At 73.5% G+C, this 17,537-nt stretch carries 20 protein-coding genes; 7 read left to right on the top strand and 13 right to left on the bottom strand.

The annotated features are described in order from the left end of the window. The first annotated feature begins 2 nt into the window (after positions 1 to 2). Complete coding sequence (locus O7633_RS21920) at positions 3 to 521, top strand: flavin reductase family protein (protein ID WP_282323748.1); 519 nt, start codon at positions 3 to 5, stop codon at positions 519 to 521. On the opposite strand, the gene O7633_RS21915 is transcribed toward O7633_RS21920, so the two are convergent. Further along, entirely contained in the window at positions 464 to 1,459 is a 996-nt protein-coding gene (locus tag O7633_RS21915) for an AfsR/SARP family transcriptional regulator (RefSeq protein ID WP_282323747.1), read from the bottom strand. The two genes, O7633_RS21920 and O7633_RS21915, sit on opposite strands and share 58 nt — an antisense overlap. A 664-nt stretch (positions 1,460 to 2,123) precedes the next feature. On the opposite strand from O7633_RS21915, the gene O7633_RS21910 reads away from it, so the two are divergent. Continuing rightward, positions 2,124 to 2,666, top strand: coding sequence for a DapH/DapD/GlmU-related protein (locus O7633_RS21910; protein ID WP_282323746.1), 543 nt, complete (start codon positions 2,124 to 2,126; stop codon positions 2,664 to 2,666). A gap of 173 nt (positions 2,667 to 2,839) precedes the next feature. On the opposite strand, the gene O7633_RS21905 is transcribed toward O7633_RS21910, so the two are convergent. Then, positions 2,840 to 3,250, bottom strand: coding sequence for a Rid family hydrolase (locus O7633_RS21905; protein WP_282323745.1), 411 nt, complete (start codon positions 3,248 to 3,250; stop codon positions 2,840 to 2,842). Positions 3,251 to 3,329: 79 nt separating this feature from the next. Between O7633_RS21905 and O7633_RS21900 the strand changes: the two genes are divergently transcribed. Further along, positions 3,330 to 3,716 carry a helix-turn-helix domain-containing protein gene (locus tag O7633_RS21900; protein WP_282323744.1) on the top strand — a complete coding sequence of 129 codons (387 nt, stop codon included), beginning with the start codon at positions 3,330 to 3,332 and terminating at the stop codon, positions 3,714 to 3,716. A gap of 75 nt (positions 3,717 to 3,791) precedes the next feature. On the opposite strand, the gene O7633_RS21895 is transcribed toward O7633_RS21900, so the two are convergent. From O7633_RS21895 to pdxH, 9 genes are all read right to left on the bottom strand, one after another. After that, positions 3,792 to 3,986, bottom strand: coding sequence for a DUF397 domain-containing protein (locus tag O7633_RS21895; RefSeq protein WP_282323743.1), 195 nt, complete (start codon positions 3,984 to 3,986; stop codon positions 3,792 to 3,794). A gap of 128 nt (positions 3,987 to 4,114) precedes the next feature. Then, positions 4,115 to 4,309 carry a DUF397 domain-containing protein gene (locus tag O7633_RS21890; RefSeq protein WP_282323742.1) on the bottom strand — a complete coding sequence of 65 codons (195 nt, stop codon included), beginning with the start codon at positions 4,307 to 4,309 and terminating at the stop codon, positions 4,115 to 4,117. Beyond that, complete coding sequence (locus O7633_RS21885) at positions 4,297 to 5,043, bottom strand: helix-turn-helix transcriptional regulator (protein WP_282328617.1); 747 nt, start codon at positions 5,041 to 5,043, stop codon at positions 4,297 to 4,299. The genes O7633_RS21890 and O7633_RS21885 overlap by 13 nt, the downstream gene beginning before the upstream one ends. Positions 5,044 to 5,447: 404 nt before the next feature. Next, entirely contained in the window at positions 5,448 to 6,608 is a 1,161-nt protein-coding gene (locus O7633_RS21880; RefSeq protein ID WP_178063066.1) for an acyl-CoA dehydrogenase family protein, read from the bottom strand. Between the two features lie 31 nt (positions 6,609 to 6,639). Continuing rightward, positions 6,640 to 6,945, bottom strand: coding sequence for a type II toxin-antitoxin system VapB family antitoxin (locus O7633_RS21875; protein WP_043961565.1), 306 nt, complete (start codon positions 6,943 to 6,945; stop codon positions 6,640 to 6,642). A 205-nt stretch (positions 6,946 to 7,150) separates the two neighbouring features. Then, positions 7,151 to 7,753, bottom strand: coding sequence for a nitroreductase family protein (locus O7633_RS21870; RefSeq protein WP_074475239.1), 603 nt, complete (start codon positions 7,751 to 7,753; stop codon positions 7,151 to 7,153). A 17-nt stretch (positions 7,754 to 7,770) separates the two neighbouring features. Beyond that, positions 7,771 to 8,703, bottom strand: coding sequence for an aldose 1-epimerase family protein (locus O7633_RS21865; RefSeq protein ID WP_282323741.1), 933 nt, complete (start codon positions 8,701 to 8,703; stop codon positions 7,771 to 7,773). Between the two features lie 74 nt (positions 8,704 to 8,777). Next, positions 8,778 to 10,073, bottom strand: a complete 1,296-nt coding sequence (locus tag O7633_RS21860) for an MFS transporter (RefSeq protein WP_282323740.1) — start codon at positions 10,071 to 10,073, stop codon at positions 8,778 to 8,780. Then, positions 10,070 to 10,720 carry a pyridoxamine 5'-phosphate oxidase gene (gene pdxH, locus O7633_RS21855; RefSeq protein WP_282328616.1) on the bottom strand — a complete coding sequence of 217 codons (651 nt, stop codon included), beginning with the start codon at positions 10,718 to 10,720 and terminating at the stop codon, positions 10,070 to 10,072. The genes O7633_RS21860 and pdxH overlap by 4 nt, the downstream gene beginning before the upstream one ends. 279 nt (positions 10,721 to 10,999) lie before the next feature. Between pdxH and O7633_RS21850 the strand changes: the two genes are divergently transcribed. From O7633_RS21850 to O7633_RS21835, 4 genes are all read left to right on the top strand, one after another. Next, a complete protein-coding gene (locus O7633_RS21850; protein ID WP_074475243.1) occupies positions 11,000 to 12,106 on the top strand; it encodes a citrate synthase 2 in 1,107 nt (368 codons plus the stop codon). A 401-nt stretch (positions 12,107 to 12,507) separates the two neighbouring features. Then, the gene (gene serC, locus O7633_RS21845; RefSeq protein ID WP_282323739.1) at positions 12,508 to 13,635 is read left to right on the top strand and encodes a phosphoserine transaminase; all 1,128 of its coding nucleotides are present in this window, start codon (positions 12,508 to 12,510) and stop codon (positions 13,633 to 13,635) included. Positions 13,636 to 13,821: 186 nt separating this feature from the next. Continuing rightward, positions 13,822 to 14,916, top strand: coding sequence for a septation protein SepH (gene sepH / locus O7633_RS21840; protein WP_074475245.1), 1,095 nt, complete (start codon positions 13,822 to 13,824; stop codon positions 14,914 to 14,916). An 85-nt stretch (positions 14,917 to 15,001) separates the two neighbouring features. Next, positions 15,002 to 15,988 carry an aldo/keto reductase gene (locus tag O7633_RS21835; protein WP_282323738.1) on the top strand — a complete coding sequence of 329 codons (987 nt, stop codon included), beginning with the start codon at positions 15,002 to 15,004 and terminating at the stop codon, positions 15,986 to 15,988. A 194-nt stretch (positions 15,989 to 16,182) separates the two neighbouring features. Here O7633_RS21835 and O7633_RS21830 read toward each other — a convergent pair whose 3' ends face one another. Continuing rightward, positions 16,183 to 16,899: a 2'-5' RNA ligase family protein gene (locus O7633_RS21830; RefSeq protein ID WP_282328615.1), complete on the bottom strand. Its 717-nt coding sequence runs from the start codon at positions 16,897 to 16,899 to the stop codon at positions 16,183 to 16,185. 47 nt (positions 16,900 to 16,946) lie between these two features. Next, entirely contained in the window at positions 16,947 to 17,456 is a 510-nt protein-coding gene (locus O7633_RS21825) for a hypothetical protein (protein WP_282323737.1), read from the bottom strand. Positions 17,457 to 17,537 lie beyond the last annotated feature (81 nt).

The raw sequence follows: 17,537 nt of genomic DNA, 5'->3' as shown, positions 1-17,537 counted from the left end.
CGGTGGCCACCCGGGAGCGGACGGCTCCGCCGGTCGCCGAGGTGTTCACGGAGGCGATGGCGAGACTCGTCTCCGGGGTCGCGGTGGTCACCGTCCGCCGCCCGGACGGCACACCGGGCGGCCTGCTCGTCTCGTCCGTCTGCTCGTACAGCGTCCGTCCGCCCTCCCTCCTGATGTCCATCGGCCGGGAGTCGCGCTCGTATCGCGCGCTCCTGGACGAGGCCGAGTTCGGCGTGCACCTGCTGGGTGCCGCGGACTGCCAGGTCGCGAGGGTGTTCGCCGGCCGGAGCGACGACAAGTTCGCCGGGCTGGACTGGAGCTGGGAGGAGACCGTGCCGCGGCTCCACGCCACGCCCGTCTACCTGCGCTGCCTGCGCCGCCGGGTGTTCGAGCACGGCGACCACGCGGTCGTCATCGGCGAGGTCGCCCGGGGTGGTCTCGCCGACGGCGAACCGCTGGTCTACTACCGACGGGCCCTGGGCTGGCGGTTGACCTCCGCCGGGCCGGCCCAGTCGCCCTGACCACCTGCGGCCCGGCCGAGGCCGGCAGGATATCCGGGGCCGGATCGGCAGCCCTTCACCCCGCACCGGCGGCCGGTCCGCGGCTGGTCCGCCCCGCTGCCACCCGGACCGGTCGCGCACCAGACCGCAGAGCAGTGCGGCGACGGGGCGGCCGATCCGGTGAGGATCGCCCGCTGGAGGGCGCGCAGTCCCGGGCCGGGCTCGATCCCGGCCTCGTCGACCATCGTCCGACGGGCCAGTTGATAGGCGCCCAGTGCCTCGGCCCGGCTCCCGGAAAGATAGAGGGCGAGCATCCGCTGCTGGTGGAAGCTCTCCCGTAACGGGTACCGGGTGCAGAGTTCCTCCAGCTCGCCGACCAGCTCCAAGCTCCGGCCCTGGCACAGGTCCACGCCGATCCGTTCCTGTAGCAACGCGAGCCGTTCGGTCTCCAGGCGGACGGCGTGCCGGCCGATCGCGTCGGATCGGCCGGCGTCGACCAGCGCCGGCCCCCGCCAGACCGCCAGGGCCCGCCGGAACAGCTCCCCACCCTCGGCGCACCGGCCCTCGGCGAGCTGGCGGCGCCCTTCGGCGGCGAGGGACCGGAACCGGTGTACGTCCAGTTGGCCGTTGCCGACCCGGATGACATAGCCGAAGGGCCGCGTCAGCAGAACCGGGTGCTGCCGGCCGACGCCGGACTCGGCCCAGTTCGGGGTGAGGATCCGGCGTACCGCGCTGACGTACATCTGGAGCGCGGCGACGGCAGACCGGGGCGGCCGGTCGTCCCAGAGCCCGTCGACGATCCTGGAGACCGGAAGCGGCTCGTTGGCGTGCAGCAGCAACAGTGTGAGCAACGCGCGTTGCAGCGGGGCGGTCGGGGCGCACGACTCGCCGTCGCGGAACACCTCCAGCGCGCCCAGAATGCCGAATCGCAGACCTCCGGACGGCGCGGGCTCAGGCATGGTGGAAAGTGCGACAGGTCTCGCCGGCATCGACGCCTCTCGCGGAAACAGGCAGAGCGAGGTCCATTCTTCGCGGCATCCTTACCCTCCGGTTTCGATACTGCGAGCGGGCAGCCGCAATCGTGCACAGGCGGTGCCGCAATCGACGAAACGCGCTGGAAACAAAGAGCCCGGCCATCGCAGCCGAGAGTAAGGCTAGCAACACGGCAAGTGAGTTAGCAATACCATTCGTGAGCTCGACTCACGATCTTGAAATGGGCGAGCGGGAACTATTGGCAGATCCACCTTCAACGAATTCCGAACGACCTGACATCGTTTTCACATGATTCGCCGTCCATGAATAACATAAAGCTTCCATAGTTGACCGATCCGGATTTTTCGGAGCGGGCATCCCGAACAGAAATGGCCTTTTTCTTCCTATGTAGCGGTTGGCTTCCGACACGACCGGAGACGAGAACGGCACCGCAGGATCCTTGGTGGCCCGGCGTGCGCGTAGACAGCAGCCCCGCAGGCGCGGCTCGTGGAGGGCGGCGGGCCGAGCGGTAGCTGATCGATCCGGCCACCCCGCGGGACGTCGCATTCGCCGCCACCCGGCAGCACTACGGTGAAAGGCCGGCGGCGGCCAGGAGTCACCAGCCGGCCGACACAACGGAAGGTCGTGTCCATGCCCAGCGGTCGTCTCATGCGGATCCACAGCGCCGAGTTCGAGGCCATGGCCGCCCGGGTCCGGCGGGTCACCGAGCTGACCTCCCGCCTGAACGTGCTGCCCTTCGAGGACGAGGCGGGCAAGGCGGCACTGTTCGCCCAGATCCTCGGCAGGCCGCTGCCCGCGCGGGTCACCGTCTATCCGCCGTTCTACACCGACCACGGCCTCAACCTCGACCTCGCCGAGCGCGTGTTCATCAACCAGAACTGCACGTTCCTCGACTACGCCGGCATCCGGCTCGCCGAACGCGTGATGGTCGGCCCGAAGGTCACCTTCATCACCAGCGGCCACCCGGTCGACCCCGAGGAGCGGCGGCTGTATCTCACCGGCGCGCCCATCGACGTGGCGGAGAACGTCTGGATCGGCGCGGGCGCCACGATCCTGCCCGGCGTCAGCATCGGCCGGGACGCCGTCGTCGCGGCGGGAGCGGTCGTGGCCGACGACGTCCCGCCGGCGACCCTGGTCACCGGCGCGAAGGCGACCCCGCGCCGCCAGTGGTGAGCGCCCGCTCCCGGCAGCACCCGCTCCCGGTGGCGCCTGCTCCCGGTAGCGCCCACCCGGGGAACGAGATCGTGCTCGATCAGGGAAAGAGTGCCCTCGCGCCGCCTTGGACACGACTCTTTCCCGGATCGAGCACGATCTTGCGGGTCGACGCCATCAGGCCAGCCGCACAATCAGTCCAGGATCGCCGTCGCCTCGACCTCGACCTCGACGTCGGGCTCGAAGAGGTGGTCGACACCGATGAGCGACGCCGGGGGCAGGGGCTGCGGCAGGCCGAGTTCCCCCGCGACGTCGTCGACGCCGGCCATGAAGTCGCCGATCCGCTCCGGCGCCCAGTTCGTGACGTAGAACGTCAGGCGGACCACGTCCGAGAAGCTCGCGCCGGCACCGGCGAGACCCTGGGCCGTGTTGCGGAGCGCCTGGGCGACCTGCCCCCGAAGGTCACCGGTCGCGACCGGCCGCCCCGCCTCGTCGCGGCCGATCTGGCCCGCCACGTGGACGTGGCGCGACCCCGACGCGACCGCGACGTGGTGGTAGGGGACGGGCTGCATCATGCCCTGGGGGGAGAAGAGCTGGACACTCATCATGTTTCCTTCCTCGCACCAAACTTGGTATCTCATTGATACCTGGTGCTTGGAGGAAACTTCAACGAGACTAGGTGTCATGGCAGATACCGACCCCGGCACGGCGGAGCGCCTCGACCTCACGCAGGCACACCGGGAGCTCCTGGACCAGGTCCTCGACAAGTGGTCGCTGGAGGTGCTCAACACCCTCTGCGAACGACCCTCACGGTTCAACGAGCTACGCCAGGCGATCCCGACCGTCAGCCAGAAGTCGCTCAGCGCGACCCTGCGCCGCCTCGAACGCAACGGCATCGTCGAACGGCGCGTCCTCTCGTCGCGCCCGGTCGCCGTCGAATACCGGATCACGCCACTGGGCAAGACCCTCCGGCAGCCGGTAGACGTCCTCCTCGACTGGGCCGACGAGCACCTGGGCGCGATCGAGGCGGCCCGCCGGGCGTACGACGGGGCAGACCCCACCGCCTCGTGACAGCGGGCGAGGCCCGCAGCTCGACAGCGAGCGCCCGCCCCGAGCACGGGACGGGCGCGACGCGCTCGTGTCGGGTCAGGCCCGCCCGGGGACGTGCGCGACGAACGCCCGCCACGCGACCGGCCCGAACGCGAGCGCCGGCCCGGCCGGGTCCTTCGAATCGCGCACGCCGACCACGCCCGGAAGGTTGTCGGCGACCTCGACACATGCGCCGCCGTTGGAGCTGCCGCGGGTGGACTTCCGCCACCGCGCGCCGGTCAGATCATCCATGCTCTCGCCCTCAGCAGGTCGATGGTCTGGTCTCGCGGCAACGAGACTGACCTGACGGTAACCCCGATCGCCCGGCGGTGACTTCGCCAATTTGCTGCACGGGACGGGCGCGACGCGCTCGTGTCGGGTCAGGCCCGCCCGGGAACGTGCGCGACGAACGCCCGCCACGCGACCGGCCCGAACACGAGCGCCGGCCCGCTCGGGTCCTTCGAGTCCCGTACGCCGACCACGCCCGGAAGATTGTCGGCGACCTCGACGCAGTTGCCGCCGTTGGAGCTGCTGCGGGTGCTGGTGCGCCACTGGGCGCCGGTCAGGTCAGCCACGGTCGCTCTCCCAGAAAGTCGATGGACTGGTCTCGCGGCAGCGCGAGCGACCTCACGGTATCCCAGACCGCCCACAAAGGAGCAACGTCGTTCGTGATGTGCCCGGCGGCCTGATCGTCGAGGTAGCCGACGTCGTCTCCGTCGGGCGTCGTCGCGATGACGAAGGGCCCGGCCCGTCCCGGATGCAGGCCGGCGCTCAGCGGCAGCACGTACACCATCACCATGGGCCGCTGAGCCATGGCGAGGAGGTGATCGAGCTGCGGGCGCATCACCTCGGGCTTGCCCCGACGCAGGGCAGCTTCGTCGACCACGAAGACGGACAGCGGCGGCCGGGGCCGATCGAACACCGCCGCGCAACGCTGAAGCCGCATCTCCACGTGATCGTCCGCATCCGCCACCAGCGGACCGCAGGCAAGAACCGCACGGGCGTATGCCTCGGTCTGAAGCAGGCCCGGAATGACGACCGACTCGAAGCATCGCAGGCCGGTGGCCTCGCGTTCGATCTCCGTCCACGGGCGGAACCACGCCGGCTCCTTCCACCGCAGTACGTCCGGCCACAGCTCAAGCACGTCCCTGCCGAGAAGCTCCGCGACCTTGGCACGGTGCCTGGTCTGCGGAATCCGTCCCCGGCTCGCCCAGCGGGCCGCTGTCTTCGGGTCCACGCCGATCTCGGCTGCCAGGCTCTCCGCCGTGTGCCCGCTCTCCACCATCGCCACCTGCACGCCTTTGTGCACCACGCACCCTCCCGCAGCATCTCGCTACATCCCGCATACCCGGGAGACATAGTGCAACGCGCTGTGTTCGCTCCGCAACAATCGGCAAGGCGACGGGTGGGACGACGTGGCCGGGGTAGGGATGACCCCGACGGCCGCACGTCTGACGCCCGGCGCGACGCCGCCCGAGCCGCCCGAGCCGACCGAGCGCTTCCTGTCCCGGGCCAGCCCCCCGGGAGCTGAGCCAAGCGTGCGCGCTCGGACGGGCCGGGACCACGTCAGGGGTTCGCCGGGGCCCGCCCGCGGAGGGATCAAGCCTGACCGCCCGGAGCGGGCGGGCCCCGGCGAACCCCACCCCCGCAGGACAGCCCTACAAACCCCCACCCCGCAGGACAGCCCTGCAATCCCCCACCCCCGCAGGGCGGTCAGGCGAACGCGCTGAGCCCCGTCAGCCGCTGCCCGACGACGAGCTGGTGGATCTCGGAGGTGCCCTCGTAGGTGAGCACGCTCTCCAGGTTGTTGGCGTGCCGCATGATCGGATACTCCCCCGAGACGCCGTTCGCGCCGAGGATGGTGCGGCACTGCCGGGCGATGGCCAGCGCCTCCCGCACGTTGTTCAGCTTGCCGACGCTGACCTGCTCGGGCCGCAGTCGCCCGGCGTCGGCGAGCCGGCCCAGGTGCAGCGCCAGCAGGAAGCCCTTCTGCCACTCGACGGCCATGTCGGCGAGCTTGGCCTGGGTGAGCTGGAAGCCGGCGAGCGGCCGGCCGAACTGGGTGCGCGTGGTCGCGTACGCCAGGGTGGTCTCCAGGCAGTCGCGGGCCGCGCCGAGCGCGCCCCAGACGATGCCGTGCCGGGCCTCGGTGAGGCAGCTCAGCGGGGCCTTGAGCCCGGCCGCGCCGGGCAGCAGCGCGTCCGCCGGGAGCCGGACGTCGTCGAGCGCGATCTCGCCGGTGACGGAGGCGCGCAGCGACATCTTGCGCCGGATCTCCCGCACCGACACCCCGGGCGCGTCCAGGGGTACGGCGAATCCGCGCACCCCCTCCTCGGCGCGGGCCCAGATCACGGCGACGTCGGCGACCGGCGCGTTGGTGATCCACATCTTGCCGCCGTGCAGCAGCCAGTCGTCGCCGTCGCGGCGGGCGCGGGTGGCCATCGACGCCGGATCGGAGCCGTGGTCGGGCTCGGTCAGCCCGAAGCAGCCGATCGCCTCGCCGGTCGCCATCGGGGGCAGCCAGCGCTGCTTCTGCTCCTCGCTGCCGTAGCGCCAGATGGCGTACATGGCCAGCGAGCCCTGCACCGAGACCAGGGACCGCACGCCGGAATCGCCGGCCTCCAGCTCCAGGCAGGCCAGCCCGTACGCGACGGCGGTGGCGCCGGCGCAGCCGTACCCGGTCAGGTGCATGCCGAGCAGGCCGAGCCGGCCGAACTCCCGGGCCAGCTCGCGGGCCGGCACCTGGCCCCGCTCGTACCAGTCGGCGACGTGCGGCCGGACCCGGTCGTCGACGAGCCGGCGCACGACGGACCGGATCTGGCGCTCCTCGTCGTCGAGGAGGGAGTCCAGGTCCAGCAGGTCGACAGGAGTCATCCCGCCACCCTAACGAAGGCTCAGGAGCGGGTCACTCGTGCTGACCGGCCAGCACCAGCACCCGGGCGTGGATCTGGTTGCGCTGCTGGAGGGCGGCGCGCAGCGCGCGGTGCAGCCCGTCCTCCAGGTAGAGCCCGCTGTTCCACTGCACCACGTGGGGGAACAGGTCCCCGTAGAAGGTGGAATCCTCGGCGAGCAGCTTGTCCAACGCCAGCTCGCGCTTGGTGGTGATCAACTGGTCCAGCCGCAGCGGACGCGGCGGGATCTCCGCCCACTGCTTGAGCGTCAGGTTGTGCTCCGGATAGGGACGCCCGTCCCGGACCGCTCTGAAGATCACGACGGCACGCTCCCCTCCCCCTCACCGTTCCGACCCACCGCGCCGGGTCGGATCGCGGCGTGGCACCGCGCGGCACGGCACCGATGACCGTGCCAGCGTAGCCGCCCCCGCCACACCGCGTTTTACTCCCTCATGTCGCTTTCGCGACCACTGTTGGTCGACCCCGCCCGGCGACGCCGAGCCGGGCCGCCGACGCCCCCCGGCGTCAGCTCCAGCGCCCCCGCCGGACCACCTCGTCGACCGGGCGACGCCCCCGCCGCAGCGACGGCGACCGGTGGTCCGGCGCACGGTAGCCGACGGTGAGCGCGCCGACCGGGTCGAACTCCGCCGGCACCCCGAACGCCTCCCGGTACGCCTGCGTGCGCTGCGCCGGGATGCCGAAGAAGCACGCGCCCAGCCCCTCGTCGACGGCGGTGAGCAGCATCAGCAGGGCGGCGAAGCCGGTGTCGACATACCAGTACGGCACCGGCCAGCGCTCCTGCGCGCGGTCCGTCCAGCCCTTGTCCGGCTCGGCGTAGCGCTCCAGGTACGCCGAGCGGTTGGCGTGCGGCACGACGATCAGCGGGGCCCGCCGCATCCCGGCCAGCCACCGCTCGCGCCCGCCGCCGTCCGGGGTGGTCGCCGCCCAGAACCGCTCCCGGTCCGCCGGCTCCTCCAGCACCAGGAACCCCCAGCCCTGGGCGAACCCGGCGGACGGGGCCCGCACGGCGTGGTCGAGCAGCCGCCGCACCACGTCGGGCGGGACGGGGCGGTCCGGGTCGTAGTTGCGCACCATCCGGCGTCGCCGGAGCACCTCGGCGAACTCCACGCGGCCCGCCTCCGTTGCTACCGGGCCCCGGGCCGGATGCCCATGGTGCCCCGCCAGGTGTCGCCCGGCTCCAGGGTGATCACGTCCTTGCCCGAGCGGTACGCGTCCGGCGGGCAGGTCATCGGCTCGACCGCCACCGAGCGGCGGTGCCGCTCGCCGGTGAGGGTGTCCCCGGAGAAGATCTGCCACCAGCCGAACTCGCGGTCCGCCCAGACGGTGACGGCCGCCGCGTCGTCCGGGGCGGCCAGGGTCACCGAGGAGCCGCCGTCGGCGTCGCGGACCACGTCGCCGAACGCCGTGTCGAGCACCGCGTGGCCGATGCGCCGGGGGCTGGTGTAGTCGTACTCGGTGCCGGCGACCGGGGTCGCCCCGACCGGCAGCAGCCGCCCGTCCACCTGCACCCGCAGCTTCGCCGGCACCCGCAGGGCGAGATCGTCCACCGCCACCCCGGGAAGTTGCAGGTAGGGGTGCATCGAGAAGCCGAACGGGCAGGGCTCCCCGCTGACGTTGGTGGCCTCGTGCTCGATGCGCAGGCCGCCGGGGCCGACCGAGTAGCGGTTGCGCAGCCGAAGCGCCCACGGGTAGCCCGGATGCGGGGGCAGGTCGTAGCCCAGGGTCACGGCGTCGTCGGACTGCTCGACGAGGTGCCACGGCACCCAGTTGACCAGGCCGTGCAGGGCCACGCCCCGGCCCGGCTCGGTCAGCGTGAGCTGGAACTCCCGGCCGCCGAAGGCGTACTGGCCGTCGCGGATGCGGTTGGGCCAGGGGGCCAGCACCTGCCCGGCCCCGCCGGGGCAGAGCTCGTCGGCGGCGAACCCGTCGACGTAGTCGACGCCGTCGTGCCGGTACGTCCGCAGGCCGCCGCCGACCTCGACGAGCACGGCCTCGTGGCCGGCGGCGGAAATGGTCCACTGGGTGCCTGACGGCGGGCGGGGTGCGGCGTTCTGCATGCCGGTGACCTTAGTCGGTCAGCTCTGTGCACGGGGTGCGCGGTCCGTCACCGCGCGCACCCCGCCGCCGACGGTCACCCCCGCGCCCCCGACGTGGCCGCCCGGTAGCGCACCAGGGCCGGGAAGACGGCCGCCAGCAGCACCGCGAGCACCGCCGCGGCGAGGCCGCCGCCGACCCAGGCGACGCCGGTGCCGAGGCCGGCGGCCGTCGCGCCCGCCCGCAGGTCGCCGAGGCGGGGCCCGCCCGCCACCACCACCGTGTTGACGCCCTGGAGCCGGCCCCGCATCCGGTCCGGCGCGTGCACCAGCAGCATCGTCTGCCGCAGCACGGCGCTGACCAGGTCGGCCGCGCCGGCCACGGCGAGCAGCCCGACCACCAGCCAGAGCTGGCGGGCCAGCCCGGCGGCGGCGATGGCCAGCCCCCAGCCGACGACGGCGCACACCAGCGCCACCCCCTGCCGGTGGAGCCGGCCGATCCAGCCGGAGGTGAGCCCACCGAGCATCGACCCGATGGCGATGGCGCTGAACAGCCAGCCGACGGCCGCGCCGCCGCCGAAGCGTTCCTCGGCGATCTCGGGGAACAGCGCCCGGGGCATGGCCAGCACCATCGCGACGAGGTCGATGGCGAAGGAGAGCAGCAGCACCGGCGTGGTGGCCAGGTAGCGCAGCCCGTCGACGACGCTGGCCAGCCCTGCCTTGCGGGGCGCGCCGTCGCCGTCGGGGTCCGGCTCCGGCGGCAGCGCCGGCATCCGCAGCGTCGCCCAGACCGCCGCCGTGAAGAAGACCGTGTCCACGGCGTACGCGATGGGCAGCGCGACCCCGACCTCCCAGGCCGCGAAGATCAGCCCGGCCAGCAGCGGCCCCAGCACGGACGCGGCGGTGTGGGTGGTGAAGTTCAGGGTGCTCGCGGCCGGGACCAGCTCGGCCGGGACGAGCCGGGGGATGCTCGCGGTGCGGGCCGCACCGCTGACCGCGAACCCGACCGACTGCAACGCCACCAGGACCAGCAGCAGCACCGGGCTGCCGACCCGGAACACGGCCTGGGCCAGCAGCCCCACCATCGACGCCCACAGCACCGCCTGGCTGACCAGCAGCACCGCGCGCCGGTCCCGGGCGTCCGCGACCGCGCCGCCCCACAGCCCGAAGACCAGCAGCGGCAGGAACGCGGCCACGCCGAGCAGCCCGACCCAGAACGAGTCCCGGGTCAGCGCGAACATCTCCACCGGCACGGCCACGGCCGTGAACTGGAAGCCGAGCATCGCGACGCTGTTGCCGACCCAGATCCGCCGGTAGACGGGCACCCGCAGCGGGCGCAGGTCGATCGCCCAGCGGCGCGCCCCGCGCGGCCGGGTCTCCTTGACGGCGGTCACGGGGCGAGCCGCTCCACGACCCATCGGCCGTCGTCGGCCGGCCCGGGGTCGGGCGCGGTGCGGCGGAACCGCAGCCGGTCGTGCAGCCGGCTGGCCCGGCCCTGCCAGAACTCCACCGTCTCGGGGCGCACCCGCAGGCCGCCCCAGTGCGGGGGCGCGGGCACCGGGTCGACGTCGGCGAACCGCTCGGCCGCCGCCCGGTAGCCGGCGTCCAGCACGGCCCGGTCGCCGATCACCCGCGACTGCTCGCTGGCCCACGCGCCGAGTTGCGAGCCGCGCGGCCGGCTGGCGAAGTAGGCCTCGGTCTCGGCCCGGTCGACGGGCTCGATCCGCCCGGCGACCACCACCTGCCGCTGGCGCGGAAACCAGGGAAAGACCAGGCTGGCGTACGGGTTGGCCAGCGCCTCCGCGCCCTTGCGCGAGCCGTGGTTGGTGAACAGCACGAAGCCCTGCGGGTCGTACCCCTTGAGCAGGACGGTGCGCCCGCTGGGGCGGCCGGCGCCGTCGGCGGTGCCGAGCACCATCGCGTTCGGCTCGGGCAGGCCGGACGCCACCGCGTCGGCGAACCAGCGGGCGAACTGGGCGTGCCAGTCGGCGGCCAGGTCCGTCTCGGAAAGGCCCAGGTCGGCGGCGTACTCGTTACGCATCCCGGCCGGACCGGGTGTGTCACCCGTCACAACTACCCTCCCCTTCGGTGGCCCCGTCACCCTCGGCGACGCTGGCCAGCCCCTACCGCCCAGTCTCATCGACCTCGCCCGCTTGTCCACCGGCGGGGATGTCGCGTGCAGCACAGTCGTCGCGGGTCGCGCAGCCGGTTACCCACCAGGCAAGATGTCACGAACACGTCCCTGAGGGTCGCCTAAGGCGCTCGGCCGGCCGGGCCGGATGAGCCCAGGCGGGCGCATCGAGCAGATCCAGGAGTAAGAATGGCCGACTTCAAACCGGGTCTGGAGGGCGTCGTAGCCTTCGAGACCGAGATCGCCGAGCCGGACCGCGAGGGCGGCGCGCTGCGCTACCGCGGCGTGGACATCGAGGATCTGATCGGTCAGGTCTCCTTCGGCAACGTCTGGGCGTTGCTGGTCGACGGCCGGTTCGGCCCCGGCCTGCCGCCGGCCGAGCCGTTCCCGGTGCCCGTGCACTCCGGCGACATCCGGGTCGACGTGCAGTCCGCCGTCGCGATGCTCGCGCCGTACTGGGGGCTCAACCAGCTCCTCGACATCTCCGACTCCCAGGCCCGCGAGGACCTCGCCCGGGTGTCGGTCACCGCGCTCTCCTTCGTCGCCCAGTCCGCGCGCGGCCTGGGCCTGCCGGCCGTGCCGCAGAAGGAGATCGACAAGGCGGAGACGATCGTCGAGCGCTTCATGAAGCGCTGGCGCGGCGAGCCCGACCCCCGCCACGTGAAGGCCGTCGACGCCTACTTCATCTCGGCCGCCGAGCACGGCCTGAACGCCTCCACCTTCACCGCCCGGATCGTCGCCTCCACCGGCGCCGACGCCGCCGCCTGCATCTCCTCCGGCATCGGCGCGCTCTCCGGTCCCCTGCACGGCGGCGCGCCGTCGCGGGTGCTCAGCATGCTGGAGGCCGTCGAGCGCAGCGGCGACGCCGAGGGCTACGTCAAGGGCGTCCTCGACCGGGGCGAGCGGCTGATGGGCTTCGGCCACCGGGTCTACCGGGCCGAGGACCCGCGCGCCCGCGTGCTGCGCCGCACCGCCAAGGAGCTGGGCGCGCCGCGCTTCGAGATCGCCGAGGCGCTGGAGAAGGCGGCCCTGGCCGAGCTCCAGGCCCGCCGCCCGGACCGGGTGCTCGCCACGAACGTCGAGTTCTGGTCGGCCGTGGTGCTGGACTTCGCCGAGGTGCCCGCGCACATGTTCACCTCGATGTTCACCTGCGCCCGGATGGGCGGCTGGAGCGCGCACATCCTGGAGCAGAAGAAGCTCCAGCGGCTGGTCCGCCCGTCCGCCCGCTACGTCGGGCCGGGCACCCGCAAGCCGCAGCAGGTCGAGGGCTGGGACGCCATCCCGCACGGCGTGTAAGTGCAAGGAAGGGCACCCTGTTAACGCCTTCTGCATAGCAGGGGCCCCCTGCAAACACCCACCACCTGGGTGCGCGACGCCCGTCCGATCCACCCGTCGACGCGACGACGGAAGGGGCCCCGCCGGTTCGGCGGGGCCCCTCCGCGCGCCAGAAGGTCCGTCCGGCCCCGCGTGACCGGGGCGGGGTGGCGACGTAACCGGGCGGATGTGTCATACGCCTCAGCTCAGGCGGCGGGACCGTCGGGTGCCCGGGCCGCCCCGGGTGCAAGGATGGGGGCTCGGCAGTGCCGCCGGACCGGGCTCGGATCCGGCCGGCCGTGCGTCCCGCGCACGCGTCCGTCCTCCGCGCCCGACCACCACCTGTGACCGGGCCCCGCCCACGCGGAAGGATCTCGACAACCGTGGCTGACGCACCGACCATCCGGATTCCCGACGACATCAAGCCCGCCGACGGGCGGTTCGGCTGCGGGCCGTCCAAGGTCCGTCCGGCGGCCGTCTCCGCCCTCGCCGACGTGGCGACGGGCTTCCTGGGCACCTCGCACCGGCAGAAGACCGTCCGCGACCAGGTCGCCCGGCTGCGGCGCGGCATCGCCGAGTTCTACTCCCTCCCCGAGGGCTACGAGGTGATCCTCGGCAACGGCGGCACCACCGCCTTCTGGGAGGTCGCGACGTTCGGCCTGATCCGCGACCGGGCGCAGTTCGCCACCTTCGGCGAGTTCGGGGCAAAGTTCGTCAAGTCGGTCAAGGACGCCCCGTTCCTCGGCGAGCCCACCGTGCGCAAGGCCGAGCCGGGCAGCGCCCCGGCGCTGGTCGCCGAGGCCGGCGTCGACGCGTACGGGCTGCCGCAGAACGAGACCTCCACCGGCGTCGCGGTGCCGATCAGCCGGGTCGCCGGGGCCGACGAGGGCGCGCTGCTGCTGGTCGACGCGACCTCGGCGGCCGGCGGCCTGGCGGTGGACGTCGCCGAGACCGACGTCTACTACTTCGCCCCGCAGAAGTGCTTCGCCTCCGACGGCGGCCTCTGGCTGGCCCTGATGTCGCCGGCCGCCCTGGACCGGGCCGCCGAGATCAAGGCGTCGGGCCGCTACATCCCGGCGTTCCTCGACCTGGTCACCGCGATCGACAACTCGCGGCTGGAGCAGACCTACAACACCCCGGCGCTGGCCACCATCTTCCTGGCCGCCGAGCAGACCGACTGGATGAACGAGCAGGGCGGCCTGGCCTGGGCGGCCAAGCGCACGGCCGAGAGCGCCGGCATCGTGTACGGCTGGGCCGAGCGCTCCGCCGTGGCGACCCCGTTCGTCACCGACCCGGCGCTGCGCTCCAACGTGGTCGCCACGATCGACTTCGCCGACGGGGTGGACGCGGCGGCGATCGCCAAGGCGCTGCGGGCCAACGGCATCGTCGACACCGAGCCCTACCGGAAGCTGGGCCGCAACCAGCTCCGCATCGCGCTCTACCCGGCCGTCGAGCCGGCCGACGTGGAGGCGCTGACCGCCTCGATCGACTACGTGGTCGAGCGGCTCTGAGGCATCGTCACACTGGGTGGCCGCCGCACCGCCGCCGGCCACCCAGTGTGATCATCTTCGCAGCTCATCCGCGACATGCGGGTGTCGCATCCCCCACCGGGTTGCGGATGGGCGTACCGTGGTGCGGGACGCCCGGGTGGCCGACCCGTGGCGTGCGGCCAGCGAAGCGGGACGGAGGCAACGCTCATGCGCCCAGTACGCTTCGTCGCCCTCTCCGAGGACGGCCAGGCTCTGGTGCTCGCCGACGAGGTCGGGCGGCTGCTCGCCCTGCCCATCGACGAGCGCATCGCCGGCGCCCTGCACGCCGAGCCGGGCGCGCCCCCGCTCGCCGTGGTGCCGAACACCACCGACCACCCCCTGCCGTCGCTGTCCCCGCGCGACATCCAGGCCAAGATCCGCTCCGGCGAGTCCGCTGAGGACGTGGCGCGCGTCGCGGGCGTCCCGGTCGACCGCGTGCTCCGCTACGCGGGCCCGGTGCTCCAGGAGCGGGCGATGCTCGCCCAGCACGCCCGGCGCACCCGCCTCAAGGGCGCGGAGAAGCCGACGCCGCTGGCCGAGGTGGTCAACGGCCGGCTGGCCCAGCACGGGATCGACACCGAGAAGATCTCCTGGGACGCCTACCGCCGCGACGACGGCACCTGGCGGATCATCGCCACCTGGCCGTCGGGCAAGGCCACCGCGCAGGCGGTGTGGGATCTGGACAAGACCCGGCAGCACGTGGTCCCGCACGACGACATGGCGCAATACCTCTGCGCCGAGCGCCCCACGCCGATCCTCGGCCAGGAGCCGGCACCCGAGCGGGGCGGCCACGCGCTGCCCGGCCCCTCGCGCGGCGAGCCGAGCCGGGGCGGGCACGGGCTGCCCGCGGCGGCCGGCGACCACAACCGCCCGGGGCGCGACCCGATCCGCGCCGGGCGCGACGCCCTGCTCGCCTCCCTCGACCGGCCGCTCGGCTCGACGTCCGGCCGGGGCCTGGAGCCGCGCACGCCGGCGGCGGCGCTGGCCGGCTCGGACGCGCCCCGGCAACGGCCGGTCGGCGGCGGGGCGGCGGCCCTGCTCGGCGGCGGCCAAGGCTCGGCGTTCGACGACGACTCCGACGCGCCCAAGGAGGTCCCGGCCGTGCCGTCGCTGGCGGTGCTCCGGCCCCGCCGCACGGGCGCTGCCGCAGCGGCGGCCTCCGGCGGCGAGGCCACCGACGCCTCCGGCAAGCCGCGCAAGCGCCTGCCGAGCTGGGACGACGTGCTGTTCGGCAGCGGCCCGGCGGCCCGCGAGTCCTCCTGACCCACCCGTGGCCGGGCGGTGCGCCGCCCGCGCGCCGCCCTGCCACGGCGAGGCATTCGGCGTCCCGCCGTGGCAGGGTGGGCACATGAAGTACACCAATCTGGGACGCACCGGCCTCTCGGTGAGTCGGCTCTGCCTCGGCACGATGAACTTCGGGCCGCAGACCAGCGAGCCGGACAGCTTCGCCGTCATGGACCGGGCGATCGAGCACGGCATCAACTTCTTCGACACCGCCAACGTGTACGGCTGGCAGACCGGTGAGGGGATCACCGAGCAGATCATCGGCCGCTGGTTCGCCCAGGGCGGCGGCCGGCGGGAGAAGGTGGTGCTGGCCACCAAGGTCTACGGCAAGATGGGCGACTGGCCCAACGAGCAGGGCCTCTCCGCCCGGCACATCATCCGGGCCTGCGAGGACTCGCTGCGCCGGCTCCAGACCGACGTCATCGACCTCTACCAGATGCACCACGTCTCCCGGGCGACCCCGTGGGAGGAGATCTGGCAGGCGATGGAGACCCTGGTCGCCCAGGGCAAGGTCGTCTACGTCGGATCGTCCAACTTCGCCGGTTGGCACATCGGGCAGGCGCAGGCGGCGGCGCAGCAGCGCAACTTCCTCGGCCTCGTCTCCGAGCAGTCCATCTACAACCTGCTGACCCGGGCCGTCGAGCTGGAGGTGGTGCCGGCCGCCCAGCACTACGGTCTCGGCATCATCCCCTGGTCCCCGCTGCACGGCGGGCTGCTGTCGGGCGCCCTGCGCAAGATGGCCGAGGGCGGGGCGGCCCGCAGCACCTCGGGCCGCGCCGCCGAGAGCCTGGCCGAGCACCGGTTGACCATCGAGGCGTACGAGAAGTTCTGCGCCGACCTCGGCCACGACCCGGCGGACGTGGCGCTCGGCTGGCTGCTCTCCCGGCCCGGGGTGACGGCCCCGATCATCGGCCCGCGCACCATCGACCAGCTCGACCGGTCGCTGGGCGCGCTGGACGTCCGGCTCGACGAGGCGGCGCTGACCCGGCTCGACGAGCTGTTCCCGCCGCTGGGCAAGGGCGGCCCCGGCCCGGAGGCGTGGGCCTGGTAGACGCGCGGCACGCCGCCAGGCGCGCCGCCGCACGTCGCGCGGCACGCCGCCTGGCGGCTCCCCGCGATGTCGGCGACATGGCGGCTTCCCGTCCCGGGGATACCGCCATGTCGCCGACACGACGGGCCACCCCGGGCCCGACCGGCCCGATCCGACCGGGACCCGGCCCGACCCGGCCCGGCCGCCGGTCCCGGTCAGATCGGCCAGGCGGCCACCCGGTCGTACGTCGGCTTCGGGCCCTGGTGGCTGCGGACCAGCACCAGCTCGGTGACCGGCCACGGCGGCCCCAGGTAGTCGTGCAGGGCCTCCCGGTCGGCGGCCACGTCGGCGCGGTCGACCCGGTCGCCGGGGCGGGCGATGGTGAGGTGCGGGGTGAACGGCTTCTCGTCGTACGGCAGTCCGCCCCGGCGCAGCCCCGCCCGGACGAGCCGGGCCAGGACGCGCAACGCCTCGACGTCGCCGCGCACGTCCACCCAGAGGACCGTGCACCGGCCCCGGCCGAAGCTGCCCCCGCCGCCGAGCCGCAGCACCGCCGACCCGGTCCGGCCGCCCACCAATCGGTCGGCCACCGGCAGCTCGGCCACTGCTCGACCGGTCGCCGGCAGCTCGGCTACCGCTCGGTCGGCCCCCGGCAGGTCGACCACCGCTCGGCCGGCTACCGGTCGGTCGGCTGCCGGCAGGTCCCGGGTGCGGAACGTCTCGGCGGCGGGGCCGAGGGCGTTCTCGACGTCGACGAGGCGGCTGGCGTCGACCTGGCCGAGGAAGGCCACGGTGAGGTGCGCCCGCGCCGGGTCGGCGAGCCTGACGTTGGTGCCGGCCGCCGCCGCGCGCCCGACCCGGAGCCGGGCCACCGCGCTGCTCAGGTCGGCGACGGCCTCGGGCGGCGGAAAGACCCCCACGAAGAGCCGCATCCCGGCGTCGGGCACAAACGCGCCGGTCACCGGTCGACCCGGGGCTGTCAGCGGTGCCGCTGGCGGTGCCGGGGGCGGGCGGCGGGCAGGGTGAGACCGGCCGCGTGCAGCATCCCCTCGACCCGGACCCGCTCGATCTGCCGGTCGACACCCTCCAGCTCGCCCAGGTGCTCGGGGAGCCCGAGGCAGCGGCAGGCGGCCCGCAGGTGCGCGTCGTACGCGTCGACGACTGCCGCGTGCCAGATCACCGTCCGACCGCCCGGGTTGACCCGGTGCCCGGCGAACCGGTGCAGGTCGGCGGCGATCTGCTGGAGGGACCGGCGGTCCTCCCGGTCGAACTCGGTGAGGTCGATGCCCCGGGTCAGCCCGTCGGCGTCGACGGCCCGGTTCAGCCGGGCGATGGTGCGACGTTCACGGCGTCGTTCGCGCCACTCGGCGTAGCCGCAGGCGACCCGGTCGATGATCTCGTCGGCGCAGAACACCAGCGCAAAGGCGACCGGAAGACTCGCGACAGCAACGAACGCCAGGGCAAGGAGCATCGCTCGGCCTACCTCCACGTATCGACGCTATGCTCCCGCGAGCCGCACCGCCACCGGTTTGTTGACATTCATAGACGCCAATCTCCTGGCACCCCCCGC

It is taken from the genome of Micromonospora sp. WMMD712 (assembly GCF_029581295.1).
Taxonomy (GTDB): domain Bacteria; phylum Actinomycetota; class Actinomycetes; order Mycobacteriales; family Micromonosporaceae; genus Micromonospora; species Micromonospora carbonacea.
Note: the sequence above shows the minus strand (reverse complement) of the source record. Positions and strands in the feature narration are given on the sequence as shown.